Origin of the sequence: Catellatospora paridis (assembly GCF_009720365.1) — a bacterium.
Taxonomy (GTDB): Bacteria; Actinomycetota; Actinomycetes; order Mycobacteriales; family Micromonosporaceae; genus Catellatospora; species Catellatospora paridis.
This window is the reverse complement of the sequence record NZ_ML769320.1, coordinates 138,458-154,828: the sequence shown is the minus strand read 5'-3', so window position 1 is coordinate 154,828 and position 16,371 is coordinate 138,458. Positions and strand designations below refer to the sequence as shown.

Here is a 16,371-nt window from a genome sequence, read left to right as displayed (position 1 = left end):
GGACTCGCCTCCTCTACTTGCCCTCGTCGGTGCAGAACGTGAATCACCACCCAGGAGCAGCACTGATGTGCGCTCTTGGAGGTGTGACCGAAGGTTATGCCTCCCGGGCGGGAGGGCGCAAACGGTTTTACGGCTCTGTTGCCAAATCTTTTTGAAGATCTTCTGAAGTCGGTTGTTCAGGCAGCAAATCCGCCACCGATGCGCCCTTCAACAGGGCGAGAACTGCCTCGCCATACAGCTCCAGCTTGCGCGGGCCGATGCCGGCGATCTCCACGAGTCCGGCTCTGTCGGATGGCTGACGCTCGGCGAGGGCGGTCAGGGTGGCATCGGTGAAGACGACGTACGCCGGGACCTTCGCCGCCGCGGCGACCCGGGCCCGCCAGTCGCCCAGCCGCTCGAACAGCTCCTCGTCCAGCGAGGAGGGGCAGCCCGCGCACCGGCCCAGCTTGCGTTCCGGCCCGGCGAGCAGGGTCGCCCCGCACACCCGGCAGCTCACGATCACGGTCTTGCGCGGCACCCGGGGCGCACCCGGCGCGGGCCGCTCGGCCCGGGGGGCGGCGGCCTGGCCGCCGAAGGGCGCCAGCCCCGGCACGCCCTGCAGGAACCGGCACGGCCGCCGGGCCCGGCCGCCGGACGAGCGCATCTCGCCGTAGCTGAGCCACAGCATCCGCCGGGCCCGGGTGATGCCGACGTACAGCAGCCGGCGCTCCTCCTCCAGCGCCTCGGCGCTGCGGGCGTACGCGGTGGGCATGGTGCCCTCGACGAGCCCGACCAGGAACACCGCGTCCCACTCCAGGCCCTTCGCGGAGTGCAGGCTGGCCAGGGTCACCCCGGCCACGGTCGGGGCGTGCTGCGCGTGGGCGCGCCGGCCCAGCTCCGTGGTGAAATCGGCGAGCCCGTTGTCGGCGCCCGGCTCGGGGCGGAAGTCGGCGGCCAGGCGCACCAGCGCGGCCAGGGCCTCCCAGCGTTCCCGGGCGGCCCCGCCCGACGGCGGGCGCTCGGGCTGCCAGCCCAGCCCGACCAGCACCGCGCTGACTGTGGCGACCAGGTCGTCGCCGCCGTCGGCGCGGGAGGCCGAGCGCAGCGCCACCATCGCCTGGCGGATCTCGGCCCGCTCGAAGAAGCGCTCCCCGCCGCGCAGCACGTACGGCACTCCGGCGTCGGCCAGCGCCTCCTCGTACGTCTCCGACTGGGCGTTGGCCCGGAACAGCACCGCGATCTCCGCGGCCGGGGTGCCCGCCGCGATCAGGTCGGCGCAGCGCCTGGCCACGGCGGTGGCCTCGTTGTGCTCGTCGGCGAAGACCCGCGCGTCCGGCTCCGGTCCGGCCGGTCGCTGGCCGACCAGGTCCAGCCGCAGCCGCGCCTCGCTGCCCTTCGCCTGCCGGATCACCGCGTTGGCCAGACCCACCACCTGCGGGGTGGACCGGTAGTCGCGGACCAGCCGGACCACGGTCGCGTTGCGGTGATGGCGCGCGAAGTCCACCAGGTACGACGAGGTCGCGCCGGTGAACGAGTAGATGGTCTGCGCCGCGTCGCCGACCACGGTCAGGTCCGTGCGGTTGCCCAGCCACGCCTCCAGCAGCCGCTGCTGGAGCGGGTTGACGTCCTGGTACTCGTCGACGACGAAGTGCCGGTACTGCGCGCGGACCTGCTCGGCGACGTCGGAGTGCTCCTCGATGCCCCAGCACATGGCACGCAGCAGGTCCTCGAAGTCGATCACGCCCTGCTGGCGCTTGACGTGCTCGTACGCCGTGTAGACGGCGGCCACCTGGGCCGCGTCCAGCGGGGTCTCCCGGCCGGCCTTGGCCGCCGCGACCACGTACTCGCCGGGCTCCACCAGCGAGGACTTCGACCACTCGATCTCGGCGGCGAGGTCGCGCGCGCCGGTGCGGTCGGCCCGCACCCCGGCCCGGGCCGCGGCGAGCACGATCAGCCGCGCCTTGCTCTCGACCAGCTCCGGCATCTCCCGCCCGCGCAACAGCCGGGGCGCGAAGAAGCGCAGCTGACGTAGCGCGGCGGCATGGAAGGTGCGGGCCTGCACGCCGTGCGCGTCGAGCCCGGCGAGCCGCTCGCGCAGTTGCGCCGCGGCGCGCGCGGTGAAGGTGACCGCGAGCACGTGCTTGGGCTGGACCTGCCCGGTGATCACGCGGTGCGCGATCCGGTGGGTGATCGCCCGGGTCTTACCGGTACCGGCACCGGCCAGGATGCACACCGGTCCGGGCGGCGCCGTGACCGCGGCCGCCTGCTCCTCGTCCAGGCCGGCAAGTACCTTTCGGGCCGTGTCGGGGGCAGCGTCTCGGGTCACAACAGGGAATCATCCCAGGTGTCGTTGATGTTGCCACCGCTAGAGTCCCCGGGAGCCCCCGCTCCCCCGACCCGAGGATCGCCATGCTGACCATGTACTCGACCACGTGGTGTGGTTACTGCCACCGGCTGCGCAGCCAGCTCGACCGTGAGGGCATCACCTACACGGTGATCGACATCGAGCAGGACCCCAACGCGGCGGACTTCGTGATGAGCGTGAACGGCGGCAACCAGACCGTGCCGACGCTGCGCTTCGCCGACGGCAGCGCCCTGACCAACCCCAGCATCATCCAGGTCAAGGCCCACCTCGCCGCCCTCGCTGAAACCGCCGCCGACCCGGCCTGACCCGGCACTCCGCCACACCGGGCCGCCGCGCGCCGCGTTCATGATCGCTGTTTCGGGTCGCGAAGTGAGGCCAGGCCTCACTTTCCGACCCCAAACGGCGATCTTCGCGTAGCCGCGCCGGTCAGCTGGGCCAGCGGGGGGCGTCCAGGCGGACCACTTTGACGCGCTGGCGGCCCGAGCGGACCGCGCCGACCGAGGCGAGGGCTCGGGCGAGCTGGAGCGCGGCGTCGAGGCTGTCCGCCTCCGCCACTTGGCGACGCTGCTCGGGGGTGTTGGTCTCGTCGCGCAGCGGTTGCTCATCGAGGAACGACGCGACCACATCCTCGGGCGCGAAGGGTCGAACCTCGGTGCGAACGATCAGGTACCGCATGCGCTGCTCCGTCACTGCCTGCCGGGCGGAGGTCGACTGTGGAGTCCATGGGTGGAAATTCCACATTCGGCTGATGTCATGCTTGTGCATTTCCCCAGTGGGAATCAAGCAAGACGCGACGATCGTCGAGCAGCACCGCCCGAACGGGTGACGGAGCGTAGTTTTCTGCCGAGGAGATCAGCTGATCCGGGCGCTTATCCACGCCCCGGACCGCGCCGGGTCCAGCGCGGCATCACCGAGCCAGCCGAAGACGCGCGCGTATCGCTCGACACTGTTGCGGTCGGTGAGCACCAGCTCACGGGCGAGTGTCTCGACGGCCACCGTCTCCGGGTCATCCGGGTCGGGAAAGTGATAGATAGAAAATCCCGTATACGGTATGAAGTGCTGGCCGACCGTCGCCGCGCGCGGCAGTACTCTGATCGTCACGTTCGGTAACTGAGTGAGCGCCGCGAGATGGGCCAATTGCCCGTCACGCACGTCGTCCGGCGCGCCGCGGCCCAGCAGCGCCTGCTCGTCGAGGATCGCCTCGTAGCACGGCGCGTCCAGGGTCCGGGTCAGGATCGTCTGGCGGGCCAGCCGCGCCGCCACCTCGGTGTCCGGCTCCTGCGGCGCGGGCAGCTCGGCCACCGGCCCCACCGCCGGATTCACGCGCTGCACCGGCACTCCGTCGGCCGGCGAAGCCGCCCCGGACAGCGGGCGCGAGGAGAGGATGCGGGCCCGCGCGTACTCCGGTGTCTGCAGCAGACCGGGGATCATGGCCAGGCCGTACTCCCTGATGCGGGCGCTGCCCGCCTCCAGCTCGGCGTAACCGCGCTGCCGCTGCGTCATCACCGGATAGGCCCGCAGCCAGCCACGGGTGTTGCCGGCGTCCCGCGCGATCGCCACCAGCTGGTCCCGGTCCCGCCCGCGCACCCGGTAGAGGTCGAGCAGGTCCAGCACGTCGGCGAGGTCCGGGCGGCTGCGCCCGTTCTCCAACCGCGACAGTTTCGACTTGGCCGCCCAGCCCACCTGGTCGACGACCTGCTCACCGGTGAGACCGGCGGTCTCACGCAGGCGGCGCAGCTCCACGCCGAGGCGCTGGCGGCGGACGATCGGGCTGGATCCTCGCGGCAAGGGGACCTCCGTCGGTGACCAGCCCTCAGGCTAAGCCGCCCGCCCGCCCCCACCCCCGCACCGACACACCTTTCGCCCCGGTTGATCACGGTCCCGTCATGCAGTCACCAAAAGGGGGTTGACGAAAGGCTTCTTTCGAAAGCATCCTTTTGATGTGACGGAGAGACTGCCGATGCGGGACATCACCGACCCGCGGATGTTGCGGGCGATGGCGCACCCGGTGCGGTTGCGGCTGATCAACGAGCTGGGATTGCACGGGCCGGCCACGGCCACGCAGCTGGCCGAGCGGGTCGGGGAGTCGGCGGCGAACTGCTCGTGGCACCTGCGGCAACTGGCGAAGTTCGGGTTCATCGAGGAGGCCGAGGGCGGCGTGGGCCGCAACCGGCCGTGGCGCTGGGTGCCGATGGGCAACCGGTGGGGCGGGGCGGACGAACCGCCCGAGCTGATGCAGGCGGGCAGCGAGCTGAACGCGACGCTGCTCGCCCAGGAGCTGGCCGCGCGCAACCGCTGGGACGAGCAGCGGCAGACCGACGACACCGCCTGGCGGCACGCCGCCTTCAGCGTCCAGAACGTCACCTGGCTCACCGCCGACGAACTCAAGGCGCTGGAGGACGAGCTGGTCGCGGTGCTGACCAGGCACAACCAGCGCATCACCGATCCGGCCAGCCGACCCGAGGGCTCCCGCCCGGTCCGCATGGTCACCTGGTCCCACCCCGAGCCCGACCGACCCCCACCCCCACCATCCCCGGAGGCCTGACCATGCGCGCCGTACTGCGCCGACCCGACTTCCGCCTGCTCTTCGCGGGCCTGTTCTTCAGCATGACCGCCGAGTCGATGCTGGTGCTCGCGCTGGCCATCTGGGCCAAGGACCTCACCGGCTCCGACGGCATGGCGGGCGCGGCGATCCTGTGCGTGGTCCTGCCGGTGATGTTCGCGCCGCTGCTCGGTGTCGTGGTGGACCGGTTCCGCCGCCGCCCGTTCCTGATCGCGTCCCTGGTCGGCTCGGCGGTGATGCTGACCCCGCTGCTGGCCGTCGACGGCCGCGAGGACCTGTGGATCATCTTCGCCGTCGCGATCTGCTACGGCGTCTCCTACATCCTGGTCAGCGGCTCCCTCAACGGCCTGATCAAGGAGGTCATCCCGCCGGACCTGCTGGCCGAGGCCAACGGTGCGCTGCAGACGGTGCGGCAGGGCCTGCGCCTGGTGGGGCCGCTGCTCGGGGCCGCGCTCTACGCCGCCACGAAGGGCTGGGGCCTGGCCGCGCTCGGCATGGCGGGTTTCCTCATCGCGGCCGGCGTCATCACCGTGCTGCGGGTCTCCGAGCAGAAGCCCGAGCGCACCGAGCAGCACTGGGTGGCCGAGGTCGGCGCGGGCGTACGCCATCTGACCGGCAGCGTGCCGCTGCGGCGCGCCCTGATCGGCAACGTGATCTCGATCCTCGTCTTCGGCTTCAGCGAGACCGTCTTCTTCGCCTTCGTCGACCAGGGCCTGCACCGGCCGCCTGCCTTCATCGGCGTGCTGATCAGCGTCCAGGGCGTCGGCGGCCTGCTCGGCGGCCTGACGTCGGCCTGGCTGATCCGCCGGGTCGGCGAGCTGTCCGCCAACGCCATCGGCATCGCGCTGTTCCTCCCGCTGCTGCTCACCAGCCTGACCCCGAACCTGTGGCTGGCCTTCGCCACCTGCCTGATCTCCGGGTTCGGCCTGCCCTACCTGCTCGTCGGGCTGATGACACTGATGCAGCGCACCACCCCCGCAGCCCTGATGGGCCGGGTCTCGGCGGCGATGGACGCGCTGATCAGCGCGCCGCAGACGCTCGCGATCGGCTTCGGCGCGGTGCTCATCGAGCTGGTCGACTTCCGGCTGCTGCTGGCCGGCATGAGCGTGGTGATGGCGGTGTCGGCGCTGTACCTGTGGGCCGCGCGCGGGCTGACCCCGCCGTCAGCCCGCCCGGAGCCAGCGCAGCACGAGCTGGTGGGCGATGGAGGACCGGTTCGGGAGCGTGAAGGAGTCGTCTGACCCGTCCAGCACCCGGGCGACCTGCTCGCGCGTGAACCACTGCGCGTCGAGCAGCTCGTCCGGGTCGGTGCGCAGCGGCGCGGCCGCCGGGTCGGCGACCGCGATGAACCCCAGCATCAGCGAGCGGGGGTATGGGAACGCCTGGCTGCCGTGATAGCGGATGTCGGACACCCGCACGCCTGCCTCTTCGTACACCTCGCGGGCGACCGCCTCCTCGGCGGTCTCCCCCGCCTCGACGAAGCCGGCCAGTACCGAGTAGCGGCGCTTGGCCGCCCCGGCCCAGACCACGTTCGCGCCCAGCAGGATGTGCCCGTGCGGACCGGCCACGCCGTCGTGGACCGCCATGATCACGGCCGGGTCGGTACGCGGGAAGTGCTGCTCCCCGTCGGCGTCCCGGCGCACCCAGCCGCCCTGCTCCACGGTCGTCGGCTTGCCGCTGCGCGGGGCGTAGAGGTGGTCGCGGTGCCAGCGCACCAGGGCCAGCGCCTGGGTCAGCAGCGCCGTGTCGCGCGGCGGCAGGTCCGCGCCGACCTCCCACAGGTGCTTCGGCTCGGCGCCGGGCAGCTCTGGCAGCTCGCGGTTCACCGCGAAGTAGGCCGTGCCGCCCGCGTCGACGCCGAGGAAGAGCGGCTCGCCGGTCGGACCGGCGGCGCCGACCTGGTCCGAACCGAACAGCACCAGCCGGTCGTCGCGGATCAGCGCGCGCCCGTCGTCTCCGATCACGACCACCCGGCCGCGGGACCACGCGTCGGCCAGCCACTGCGGGTCGGCGCGCCGGAACGCGGCCCGGTCGAGATCCGACCGGGCCGCAGGCGTCTCACTCATCTGTACAGCTCACTCGTTTTCGCTCCGCGAAGCCCGCTCACGACTTCGACTCGACCGTCACCGGCACGATCGCCGAGACCGCCGCCTGGATCTTCTCGGCATCGCCGAGGATCACCGGGGCCGCCACCGCGGGCGCGAGGTACGTCGCCGCGACCCGGTGCACGTCTTCCAGGGTGGCCGCGGCCAGCCGGGCCGAGTGCTCGGCCAGGAAGTCCAGCCGCAGCCCGAACCCGGCGTAGGTGCTGGCCAGCCCGGCCAGCCCGGACTGCGTCGACATGCCGAGCTGCAGCGTGCCCAACGCGTACTGCCGGGCCTGCTCCAGCTCGTCCTCGCGGACCGGCAGCGCCGCGATGCGGCCCAGCTCGTACAGCGTCTCGACCAGGGCCGGGGCGGTGACCTCGGTGGCCACCTCGGCGGAGACAGTCAGCGTGGAACCGGCCACCGAGTGCTCGATCACCGAGTGCGGGCCGTAGGTGTAGCCCTTGTCCTCGCGGATGTTCTCCACCCAGCGGGAGGAGAAGTAGCCGCCGAAGATCATGTTCGCGAGCTGGAGCGCGGCGTGGTCGGGGTGGGTGCGGCCCACCGCCGGCAGCGCGAAGCGCAGCGACGACTGCACCGCGCCCGGCCGGTCCACCAGCAGCAGCGGCCCCGGCACCAGCAGCGGGATGGGCGGCAGGTCGGCCGTCTCGCCGCCGCCGTTCCAGCCGCCGAGGCGCTTGGCCGCGGTCTGCACCGCCTGCTCCGGGTCGAGGTCGCCGACGATGACCAGGGTCGCCCCGGCCGGGTGCAGCCGCCGGGCGTGCAGCGCGCGCAGCGCCTCCGGGCTGACCGCGCGCACCTCCTCCACCGACGGGGTCTGCACCGCGTACGGGTGCCCCGGGTAGATGCGCTTGAGCAGCGCGACGCGGGCCAGGTGGGCGGGCTGGCTCTGGGCGACCTGGATCCGGTCGGCCAGCCGCTCCACCTCCGTGACGACCTCGCCCTCCGGGTAGACGGCGTCGTCGAGCACCTCGGCCAGCAGCTCCAGCAGCCGGTCCAGCCCGGACACCAGCGAGTTGCCGCTGACCTGCAGGCGGTCCGGGTCGATGCCCGCGCCCAGGCCGCCGCCGACGGTCTGCAGCTCGGCGGCGATCTGGACGGTGCTGCGCTTGCTCGTGCCCGAGAACAGGGTCTGCGCCAGCACCGCCGCCTCGGCCAGCTCGGCCTTGGCGAACGGGACTCGCAGCCGCACCTCGGCCAGCGGCACGCTCGGCCGGCGGATGGCCAGCACGGTCAGCCCGTTGGGCAGCGTCTGCTCGACCTCCACCGGCAGCACCAGCGGCCGGTTCTCATCCAGTTCGGGAAGGGTGGTCACGCTCATGCCTGCTCCTCGCTTCGCTCGTCGACGGCATGAGCCCCACTGAGCCTCATGGTTCGCTCGGTCACTGGTTGCCTCCGGGCACGACCTCGATGGACGCCCGGCGGTTCGGGCGCAGGGCGGCCGCGGCGGCCCGGACCTGCTCCTCGGTCACCTCCGCGATCGAGTGCGGCAGGTCGTTGAGCAGCCCCGGGTTGCCCCGCTGCAGCTCCAGCACGGCCATCCGCAGCGCGCGGCCCAGCACCGCGTCGGTCTCGCGCAGCAGGTGGGTGGCCATCCGGGCCTGGGTGCGGGCCAGCTCGCCCGCGGTCAGCCCGTCGGTGGCCAGCCGGTCCAGCTCCTCGTCGATGGTGACCAGCACCTTGTCCACGCTGCCGCCGGGCGGCAGGTGCGACTGCAGCAGCAGCGCCGTGGGGTCGCGCACCTCGAACGGCTCACCCATGAAGCCCAGGTAGCCGCCGACGCTGGTGACGCTGCGGTCCTTCAGCACCAGGCGCTCGACCAGCCGCGACGCGTCGCCGTCGGTGAGCACCTCGGCCAGCACCACGTACGGCAGGTAGCCGGCGAAGTCGGTGATCGGGTCCGGGACCCGCCACGCCGAGGCGACCGCGGGCAGCGGGGCGAGCTTGTCCACGTAGGACTCGCGCCGCTCGGCGGTCAGGTCGGGCTCGGCGAAGTCGGCCCGCGCCGGGGCCGGGCGGGCCGGCACGTCGCTGAAGTGGCGCTCGATCAGCATCCGGGCGTGCGCGGACGCGAAGTCGCCGGAGACGCTGAGCGTCGCGTTGCCGCAGGCGTAGTACTTGTCGAAGAACTCGGCGGCGTCGGGGACGGTGGCCGCCTCCAGGTCGCTGAAGGAGCCGTAGCCGTCGTGCGCGTTCGGGAACGTGTCGAACATGACCGGCGGGAGCTTGAGCCACGGGAAGCCGCCGTACGGGCGGTTCAGCACGTTGACCCGGATCTCCTCCTTGACCACGTCGATCTGGTTCTTGAGGTTCTCCTCGGTCAGCCGCGGCCCGCGCATGCGGTCGGCCTCCAGGAAGAGCATCCGCTCCAGCGCGTTGCTCGGCACCGTCTCGAAGTAGTCGGTGTAGTCCAGGTGGGTGGAGCCGTTGAAGGTGCCGCCCGCCCCCTGCACGTGGCGGAAGTGGGCCAGCTTCTCCAGGTTGGCCGAGCCTTGGAACATCAGGTGTTCGAAGAGGTGGGCGAAGCCGGTGCGGCCCTGCGGCTCGGACCGGATTCCCACGTCGTAGACGACCGCGACACCGATCACCGGTGCGCTGCGGTCCGGGCTGAGCACGACGCGCAAACCGTTGGGGAGCGTGAACCGCTCGACCTCGTACGCCGTGCGCGGGATCTGGATGCTGGTCTCGGTGGACACAAAGCCGACCCTAGCAAGCTGCCGGAGGAGGCGTCGGCAGCAGCGGCTGTGAAATGTTCGCCCACAGCCGCCGCCGCGGGCGGTCTACGACTCCACGCACTCGGCGACCGGCGCACGGTCGCGGCCCGCGTCGCCCAGCGCGACGGCGAGCGCCCGCGCCTGCGTCCTGATCTCGGGCGCGGCCGTGGTCTCCCAGAGCACGCCGCGCCGGGTCGGGCCGAGCGTCCACAGCGCCGGGTGCGCCGAGCCGTCACGGCGCAGCAGCGCGCCGTGCGGGTCGGTGTCCAGCCCCAGACGGTACGGGCCCGGCCGGGCCATGCCCTCCGCGACCAGCGCCCGGACCAGCGGGTCCGACTCGACGATGCGACCCGGCCCGGTGCAGTTGACCACCGCGGCGAACGTCGGAGCGGTGATCGCGCCGCCGTGCCGCTCGCGCAGCACCACGCGTACCCCCTCGTCGGCGGCCTCGATGCCGCACAGCTCGGCCGCGCGCACCCGCAGCGAGCCGCTCTCGCGCAGCGCCCCGATGCCGTCCGCGACGGCGGGCGCCATCCGGTGCCGGTGCACCTCCCAGTAGCGCGCCAGGTGCCGCAGGAAGCGGCGCTGGCCGGGCTCGGGCAGGCTCTGCCACAGCGCGTCCCAGTGCGGCCGCAGCGCGTCGAACACCGCTCGCCAGTCGCCGGTGTCCGCGGCGAGCCGCCGCAGCGAGCGCAGCAGACCGGCCACCGAACCCGCGGCCAGCAGCTCCGGCAGCGCCGCCACAGTCTGCGCGGCCGTGACCTGTGCGGGCCCGGCTTGCGCGGCGGCCGCCGGTCCGCCGGGCGCGGTCGCCGAGGCTGCCGCGGGGCGGCGGTGCGGCTGGGGTAGCAGTCCGTGCCGGGAGACCGCGGTGAGATCGCGCCGGCCGGCGTTCGCCAGGGTCAGCGCCACGTCGACGGCGGTCAGCCCGGTGCCGATGAGCAGGATCGGGCCCTCGGGCAGGCCGGCCAGCGCGCCGGGCCGCCACGGGTCGGCCACGTACGCCCCCGAGCGGGCCGCGGCGGCGTCGAGGCGGGCCGGGGCGGACGGGGCGGGGTGGCCCAGCGCGAGCACCACCCGGTCGGCGGGGATCACCACGTCGTCGGTGAGCAGCACGGTGAGCGGGCCGCCGTTGACGGACGGTTCGAAGATGCGCGCCACCCGGCCGCGCTGCACGGTGAGCCGGCCCTGCGCGGTCTCGTCGGCCGCCCGCAGCACCTCGGTCAGGTAGTCGCCGTACCAGCTGCGCGGCACGAAGTCGGCGGGCCCGGTGCGCGGATCCCGCTGCCGGCACCAGCGCAGGAAGTCGTCGGGCCGGTCGGGGTCGGCGCTCATCGCGGCGGCGGGCGAGTTCAGCAGGTGCCACGGGTCGGCGGTGCTGTAGGCCAGCCCGCGGCCGGGGCGGGCGCCGGGATCGACGAGCACCACGTGCCAGCCGGTCCGCAGCAGCTCACGGGTGGCGAGCACGCCACTGCAGCCGCCGCCGACCACCACCGCGATGCCCATGGCCCGTACCTCCTCCGTGTCGCTGATCAAGTTAGCGCCGCCCGCCCGCGGGACGCGGGGAGGCCACCGGAAAACCCATATAACCTACCGGCACGATAGGAGATACAGCTTACATGCACCAGCGGCGGCCGCCCGCAGGACGCGAACGGCCGTCATCGGCAACGATCTGTTAATCCGTCCCGCGACCGATGCGGCCGCGGTCCCGCCAGATGGACGGGATCAGGCTGCCTGCTGCCGCACCCGGGCCGACCGGACCGCCCACACCGTCAGGCCCGCCAGGAACAGCAGCAACGGCAGCGCCACCAGCCAGCGCCGCCAGTCCCGGCTGTCCGCGAGCGCGACCGGCCGCGGCGAGCCACTCGGCGACGCGGCGGCCGGGCTCGACGCCGCCGGACTCGGCGACACGCTCGGCGCGGCCTCCTGCGGCAGGTTCGCGGCCAGCGCCGCGGACAGGTTGAGCATGCCCGCGCCGAACCGGCTGTCCGCGCCGGGCGCGCCCGCGTCCGTCGCGGTCGTCCGCAGCCGCTGCAGCACCTGTGCCAACGTGGCCTGCGGGTATGCCGACCAGACCACCGCCGCCGCGCCCGCCAGCACCGCTGCCGCACTGGACCCGCCGTCCATCCGGTAGCCGCCGCCCACCCCGGTCGTGATCAGGTCGACGCCGGGCACCGTGATGCCGGTGGTGCGCCCGCTCAGCGGCGCGACGGGCACCTGGCCCGCGCGGTCCGCCGGGATCGCGTTGAGCACCCCGGAGTACGAGGCCGGCCAGGGCGTGAACGGGCGGCCGGCCCGGTCCGCGTCGGCGGCGACGATCAGCACGCCGCGGGCCACGGCCGCGTCGACCGACGCCTGCAACCGGCTGCTGGGCACGACACCGCGGCCGATGCAGACGACCTTCGCGCCGCCGAACACGGCCCGGTCGATCGCGGTGGCCAGTGCGTCCGGGTCGCCGGTCGCGCCGGGCGCGGGCGCGAACGCGATCGGCAGGATCTGCGCGCCCGGCGCCACGCCGAGCACGCCCGCCGTACGGGAGTCGGTCACCGCGGCGCTCGGGCTCGGCGCGGGCCAGCCGGCCGACGCGGACGGCGTCGCGGCCGGTCGCACCACACCGGCAGGCACCGCCGGAACATGGCCGTGACCTGCAATGAGTCCGGCGAGTCCGGTGCCGCGACCGTCCACATCGGTGTTCGAGGCGGTATCCGGCCCACCGAGCACCTGGCCCGCCAGGTCCGGGTGGGAGCGGTCCACACCCGAGTCGAGCACCGCGACGAGCACGCCGGCGCCGGTCGCGCGCTGATGCGCCGCGGCCAGGTCGAGGCCGGTGAGCTGCCACTGCATACCGCGCACCACGTCCGGCTCGGCCGCGGCCGCGGGCGAGCCCAGCAGCAGCACGGCGGCCGAGACAGCAGCCGTGACCAGGGACTTTGGACCAGACATCGCGCGCACTCCGGCGGGTATCGAGGCGTTCACAACAATCATCGTCAACCGGCCACGGACGCGGCCGGCGGATGCACCTCCACGACGATACCGGCCTGCGCCGCATGCCACGGCGCGAGCACCACGGCACCGGCGACCCCGACACCGATCAGCGCAAGGAGCATCACCAGGAGCAGTTCCCGGATTGACGACTCCACGGCGCGCCTCCCACGGATGCGTGTGTCCGCTCACACAATGCCCGTTGCGTGCGACATCACGCAGTCGGTTTCCGGACTGGTCTCTGCGGCGGTTCGGCTGAGATGCCGCCATTAACGGACTACCCGGCGCGCCGCGGTCCGTCGCCCTAGTCGGCGTCCTGTGCGGGCAGGGAGGTCAGCAGCGCCGTCAGCCCGGCCTCGTCGAGCAGGTCGGCGGGCCGCACGGTCAGGTTGTCGCGCACGTAGTGGAACGCGGCGCTGACCTTGGCCACCGGCACGCCGGCCAAAGCCGCCCAGGCCAGGCGATATGCCGCCAGCTGCACCGCGGCCGCGGTGGCCGTCGCGCCGGCGGGCACCCGGCCGGTCTTCCAGTCGACCACCTCGTAGCCGCCCGCCGCGTCGCGGAACACCGCGTCCATCCGTCCACGCACGACGGTCCCGCCCAGCTCCACCACGAACGGCGTCTCCACCTCGACCGGCACCCGGTCGGCCCAGACGCTCTGCTCGAACCGGTCCTTCAGCTCGCCCAGCGCCTCGTCGGGCGCGGCGTCCTCATCGGCGGCACCGGGCAGGTCGTCCAGGTCGAGCAGCTGATCGGCGCCGTAGCGCTGCTCCAGCCAGTGGTGAAAGGCCGTGCCCCGGCGGGCGTACGGGTCGGGGGCCGCGGGAAGTGGCCGCCGCAACCGCCGGGCCAGCGCGGCCGGGTCCTTGCGCAGGGCCACCAGCTGCGACACCGACAGGTGCGCGGGCAGCACCACGTCGGCCCGGTTCGCCCGGCGGGCCTGCTCGTCGCGCTCGACCAGCAGCAGGTCGGACTCCTGCCGCCAGCGCCGGGTCACCTCGTCGTGCTCGACCGGGACCGTGCCGCCGTCGGGCTCGTCGAGCATGGCCCGGACCAGGTCGGCGGCCGCCTCGACGGTGGGCCGCCGCGCGCCCAGCGGATCACTCGGCCAGGTCGTCACGACCTCGCCGCTGGTCGGGTTGACCGCATCCGGCTCGGGCTCGGGGATCCACACGTCGACGTGTCCCTCGCCCGAGCGGCACACCTCGACGATCTCCGCCAGCAGCGCGGACGGGCCGCGCGGCTTGCGCACCTTGTCGCCCCACCAGTAGCCGGAGGCGAACAGCCAGGTGCGCGGGCGGGTGACCGCGACGTACGCCAGGCGGCGCTCCTCGCGCGCGTCGTGCTCCTTCCACTGCTGCTCGAAGTCGGCGACGGCGCGGCCCAGCTCCTTCTGGTCGGCGGCGCTCTTCACGGCCAGCGCGGGCAGGCCGTCGCGGTCGCCGCGCAGCGGGAACGGCAGCACGCCCAGACCCTTGAGGAAGTGGTCGGTGCCCTTGCTCGGACCCGGCCAGACGTCCTTGGTCAGCCCCGCCACGGCGACCACGTCCCACTCCAGGCCCTTGGCCGCGTGTGCGGTCAGGATCTGCACCGCGCCCTCGGCCACGTCGATCTCGCCCGGCGACAGCCCGCGCTCCTCGTCCTCGGCCGCGGACAGGTAGGACAGGAACGCGCCTAGCGGCGCGCCGTCGGTCTCGATCGCGAACCGGGCCGCGACCTCGCCGAGCGTGTCCAGGTGCGCGCGGGCCAGCCCCGCGTCGGCGGCCCGCACCGCGACCTCGACGTCCAGGCCCGCGGTGCGCTCGATGTCGGCGATCAGGTCGCTCACCGGCTGGTCCAGCCGGGCGCGCAGCCCGGCCAATTCCTTGGCGTACGCCGACAGCCGCGTGTACGCCGCGGGCGAGTACTGATCCGGCTCGCCGAGGTCCTCCAGCGCCTCGGCCAGCGCCGCGTCGTCGAGCCGGTCCGTGACGATGTCGGCATCGTCCCCGGCCGGGCGGCGCTCGTGCGCCAGTGCCCGGGACCGCCGGTGCAGCGCCACCAGGTCACGCGGACCGATCCGCCAGCGCGCGCCGGTGAGCAGCCGCAGCAGGCTCGCCCCGTCCAGCGGGTCGTTGAGCACCCGCAGCGTGCACACCACGTCGCGCACCTCGGGCGTGTCCAGCAGGCCGCCCAGGCCGACCACCTCGACCGGCAGGCCGCGAGCCCGCAGCGCCGCCTCGATCGGCGCGATCTGCGAGCGCACCCGCACCAGCACCGCCGAGGTGGGCCGCCGGTCGACGGGGATGTGCGCCGGGTTCTGGTCGTCGGCCGTGCCCGCCTCGCTGCGCCACGCGGTGACGACCTGGTCGGCGATCCACTCCGCCTCGTCCAGGTACGACTCCAGCAGGGCGCACTGCACGATGCCCGGCTCCGCACTGCCGGAGGTGAGCGAGACCACCCGGGCGCCCCGGTCGCGCAGCGGCGCGGAGATCGCGTTGGCCACCGACAGGATCTCCGACCGGTTCCGGAAACTACGTCCGAGCTGCGCCTGCGCGGCGGGTTCACCGTCGCGGTCGGGGAACTCGCCCGGGAAGCGGTCCAGGGTGCCCGCGCTGGCCCCGCGCCAGCCGTAGATGGACTGGCACGGGTCGCCGACCGCGGTCACCGGGTGCCCCTGCCCGGACACGCCGCCCTCGACCACGGCCACGTCCCCGGCGAACAGCGCCCGCAGCAGCGTCACCTGGGCGTGGCTGGTGTCCTGGTACTCGTCGAGCAGCACCACCCGGAAGCGCTCGCGTTCGGCCGCGCCGACCTCGGGATGGTCGCGGGCCACCCGCGCCGCGCGCGACATCTGGTCGCCGAAGTCCATCGCCTCCAGCAGCTGCTTGCGTTCGGCGTACCTACGCACCAGCGGCAGCAGCTGCAACCGGGCACGCTGGCGGGCCAGCAGGTCGCGCACGTCGGCCATCACCCGGCCCGGCTTCGCGTCGACGCTCGCGTGGAAGCGGCCCGTCCAGGCGGCCAGGCTGTCCGGGGTGACCAGGTGCTCGGCCAGCTCACCGGCCAGCGCCAGCACCGCCGACACCACCGTGCTGGGCGCCGCCTCCACCGCCGACATGTCCCCCGTGTACGAGCGCACCACCTCGTCGGCCAGCTGCCAGCAGGACGCCTCGGTGAGCAGCCGGGTGCTCGGCTCGTACCCGGCGCGCAGGCCGTGCTCGGTGACGATGCGCGCGGCGAACGAGTGGTACGTGGCGATCGTCGGCTCGCCGTCGAGGCCCTCGGTGAACCGGGTGCCGACGTGCCGGCGCAGCTGGCCCAGGCGCACCCGCACCCGGTGCGCCAGCTCGCCCGCGGCCTTGCGGGTGAAGGTCAGCCCCAGCACGTGCTCCGGCCGTACGTGCTGGTTCGCGACCAACCACAGCACCCGCGCCGCCATGGTCTCCGTCTTGCCCGAACCCGCGCCCGCGACGACCAGCAGCGGCGCGACCGGGGCGCTGATCACCGCGGCCTGCTCGGCGGTCGGCGGCTTGAGCCCCAGCTGCGACGCCAGCTCCTCCGGCGTCCACCGCGGCCCCTCCTCCACCACGGACTTACGGACCAACTCGCTCACGCTCGCACCTCGCCACGCTCGGCACTCCCGTGAGCTACCACTGTGCTTCCGGTTCGATCGCTGCGCTC

At 73.5% G+C, this 16,371-nt stretch carries 13 protein-coding genes; 3 read left to right on the top strand and 10 right to left on the bottom strand.

Translation table 11 applies throughout. The features are described from left to right. Positions 1–127: 127 nt before the first annotated feature. A complete protein-coding gene (locus F9C41_RS23245; protein WP_155388939.1) occupies positions 128–2,305 on the bottom strand; it encodes an ATP-dependent DNA helicase UvrD2 in 2,178 nt (725 codons plus the stop codon). Positions 2,306–2,388: 83 nt separating this feature from the next. On the opposite strand from F9C41_RS23245, the gene F9C41_RS23240 reads away from it, so the two are divergent. Then, positions 2,389–2,649 carry a mycoredoxin gene (locus F9C41_RS23240; RefSeq protein WP_155388938.1) on the top strand — a complete coding sequence of 87 codons (261 nt, stop codon included), beginning with the start codon at positions 2,389–2,391 and terminating at the stop codon, positions 2,647–2,649. 121 nt (positions 2,650–2,770) lie between these two features. On the opposite strand, the gene F9C41_RS23235 is transcribed toward F9C41_RS23240, so the two are convergent. Together F9C41_RS23235 and F9C41_RS23230 are read right to left on the bottom strand one after the other, a co-directional pair. Next, positions 2,771–3,019, bottom strand: a complete 249-nt coding sequence (locus F9C41_RS23235; RefSeq protein WP_155388937.1) for a hypothetical protein — start codon at positions 3,017–3,019, stop codon at positions 2,771–2,773. Positions 3,020–3,196: 177 nt separating this feature from the next. Continuing rightward, positions 3,197–4,132, bottom strand: a complete 936-nt coding sequence (locus tag F9C41_RS23230) for a helix-turn-helix domain-containing protein (RefSeq protein WP_155388936.1) — start codon at positions 4,130–4,132, stop codon at positions 3,197–3,199. Positions 4,133–4,286: 154 nt separating this feature from the next. Between F9C41_RS23230 and F9C41_RS23225 the strand changes: the two genes are divergently transcribed. After that, positions 4,287–4,889, top strand: a complete 603-nt coding sequence (locus F9C41_RS23225) for a helix-turn-helix domain-containing protein (RefSeq protein WP_155388935.1) — start codon at positions 4,287–4,289, stop codon at positions 4,887–4,889. 2 nt (positions 4,890–4,891) lie between these two features. Continuing rightward, positions 4,892–6,148, top strand: a complete 1,257-nt coding sequence (locus F9C41_RS23220) for an MFS transporter (RefSeq protein WP_155388934.1) — start codon at positions 4,892–4,894, stop codon at positions 6,146–6,148. Here the strand turns inward: F9C41_RS23220 and nudC are convergent. From nudC to F9C41_RS23185, 7 genes are all read right to left on the bottom strand, one after another. Further along, positions 6,071–6,973 (bottom strand): NAD(+) diphosphatase, encoded by a 903-nt coding sequence (nudC, locus tag F9C41_RS23215; RefSeq protein WP_155388933.1) that lies wholly within the window; start codon positions 6,971–6,973, stop codon positions 6,071–6,073. The genes F9C41_RS23220 and nudC overlap by 78 nt on opposite strands. A 37-nt stretch (positions 6,974–7,010) precedes the next feature. Next, positions 7,011–8,333: a M16 family metallopeptidase gene (locus tag F9C41_RS23210; RefSeq protein WP_120318142.1), complete on the bottom strand. Its 1,323-nt coding sequence runs from the start codon at positions 8,331–8,333 to the stop codon at positions 7,011–7,013. 61 nt (positions 8,334–8,394) lie between these two features. Next, positions 8,395–9,708: a M16 family metallopeptidase gene (locus F9C41_RS23205; RefSeq protein ID WP_155388932.1), complete on the bottom strand. Its 1,314-nt coding sequence runs from the start codon at positions 9,706–9,708 to the stop codon at positions 8,395–8,397. 84 nt (positions 9,709–9,792) lie between these two features. Further along, complete coding sequence (locus F9C41_RS23200; protein WP_155388931.1) at positions 9,793–11,232, bottom strand: FAD/NAD(P)-binding protein; 1,440 nt, start codon at positions 11,230–11,232, stop codon at positions 9,793–9,795. A 219-nt stretch (positions 11,233–11,451) separates the two neighbouring features. Next, positions 11,452–12,669, bottom strand: a complete 1,218-nt coding sequence (locus F9C41_RS23195) for a S8 family serine peptidase (RefSeq protein ID WP_155388930.1) — start codon at positions 12,667–12,669, stop codon at positions 11,452–11,454. Between the two features lie 44 nt (positions 12,670–12,713). Further along, complete coding sequence (locus tag F9C41_RS23190; protein WP_155388929.1) at positions 12,714–12,866, bottom strand: hypothetical protein; 153 nt, start codon at positions 12,864–12,866, stop codon at positions 12,714–12,716. A gap of 146 nt (positions 12,867–13,012) precedes the next feature. Then, positions 13,013–16,303, bottom strand: coding sequence for an ATP-dependent helicase (locus tag F9C41_RS23185; RefSeq protein WP_155388928.1), 3,291 nt, complete (start codon positions 16,301–16,303; stop codon positions 13,013–13,015). Between the last annotated feature and the right edge of the window lie 68 nt (positions 16,304–16,371).

What these genes read in the sequence shown, in the direction of transcription:
- F9C41_RS23240 (WP_155388938.1), top strand. Translation starts at nt 2,389, where the DNA reads ATGCTGACCATGTACTCGACCACGTGGTGTGGTTACTGCCACCGGCTG.
- F9C41_RS23235 (WP_155388937.1), bottom strand. Translation starts at nt 3,019, where the DNA reads ATGCGGTACCTGATCGTTCGCACCGAGGTTCGACCCTTCGCGCCCGAG.
- F9C41_RS23220 (WP_155388934.1), top strand. Translation starts at nt 4,892, where the DNA reads ATGCGCGCCGTACTGCGCCGACCCGACTTCCGCCTGCTCTTCGCGGGC.
- nudC (WP_155388933.1), bottom strand. Translation starts at nt 6,973, where the DNA reads ATGAGTGAGACGCCTGCGGCCCGGTCGGATCTCGACCGGGCCGCGTTC.
- F9C41_RS23210 (WP_120318142.1), bottom strand. Translation starts at nt 8,333, where the DNA reads ATGAGCGTGACCACCCTTCCCGAACTGGATGAGAACCGGCCGCTGGTG.
- F9C41_RS23200 (WP_155388931.1), bottom strand. Translation starts at nt 11,232, where the DNA reads ATGGGCATCGCGGTGGTGGTCGGCGGCGGCTGCAGTGGCGTGCTCGCC.
- F9C41_RS23195 (WP_155388930.1), bottom strand. Translation starts at nt 12,669, where the DNA reads ATGTCTGGTCCAAAGTCCCTGGTCACGGCTGCTGTCTCGGCCGCCGTG.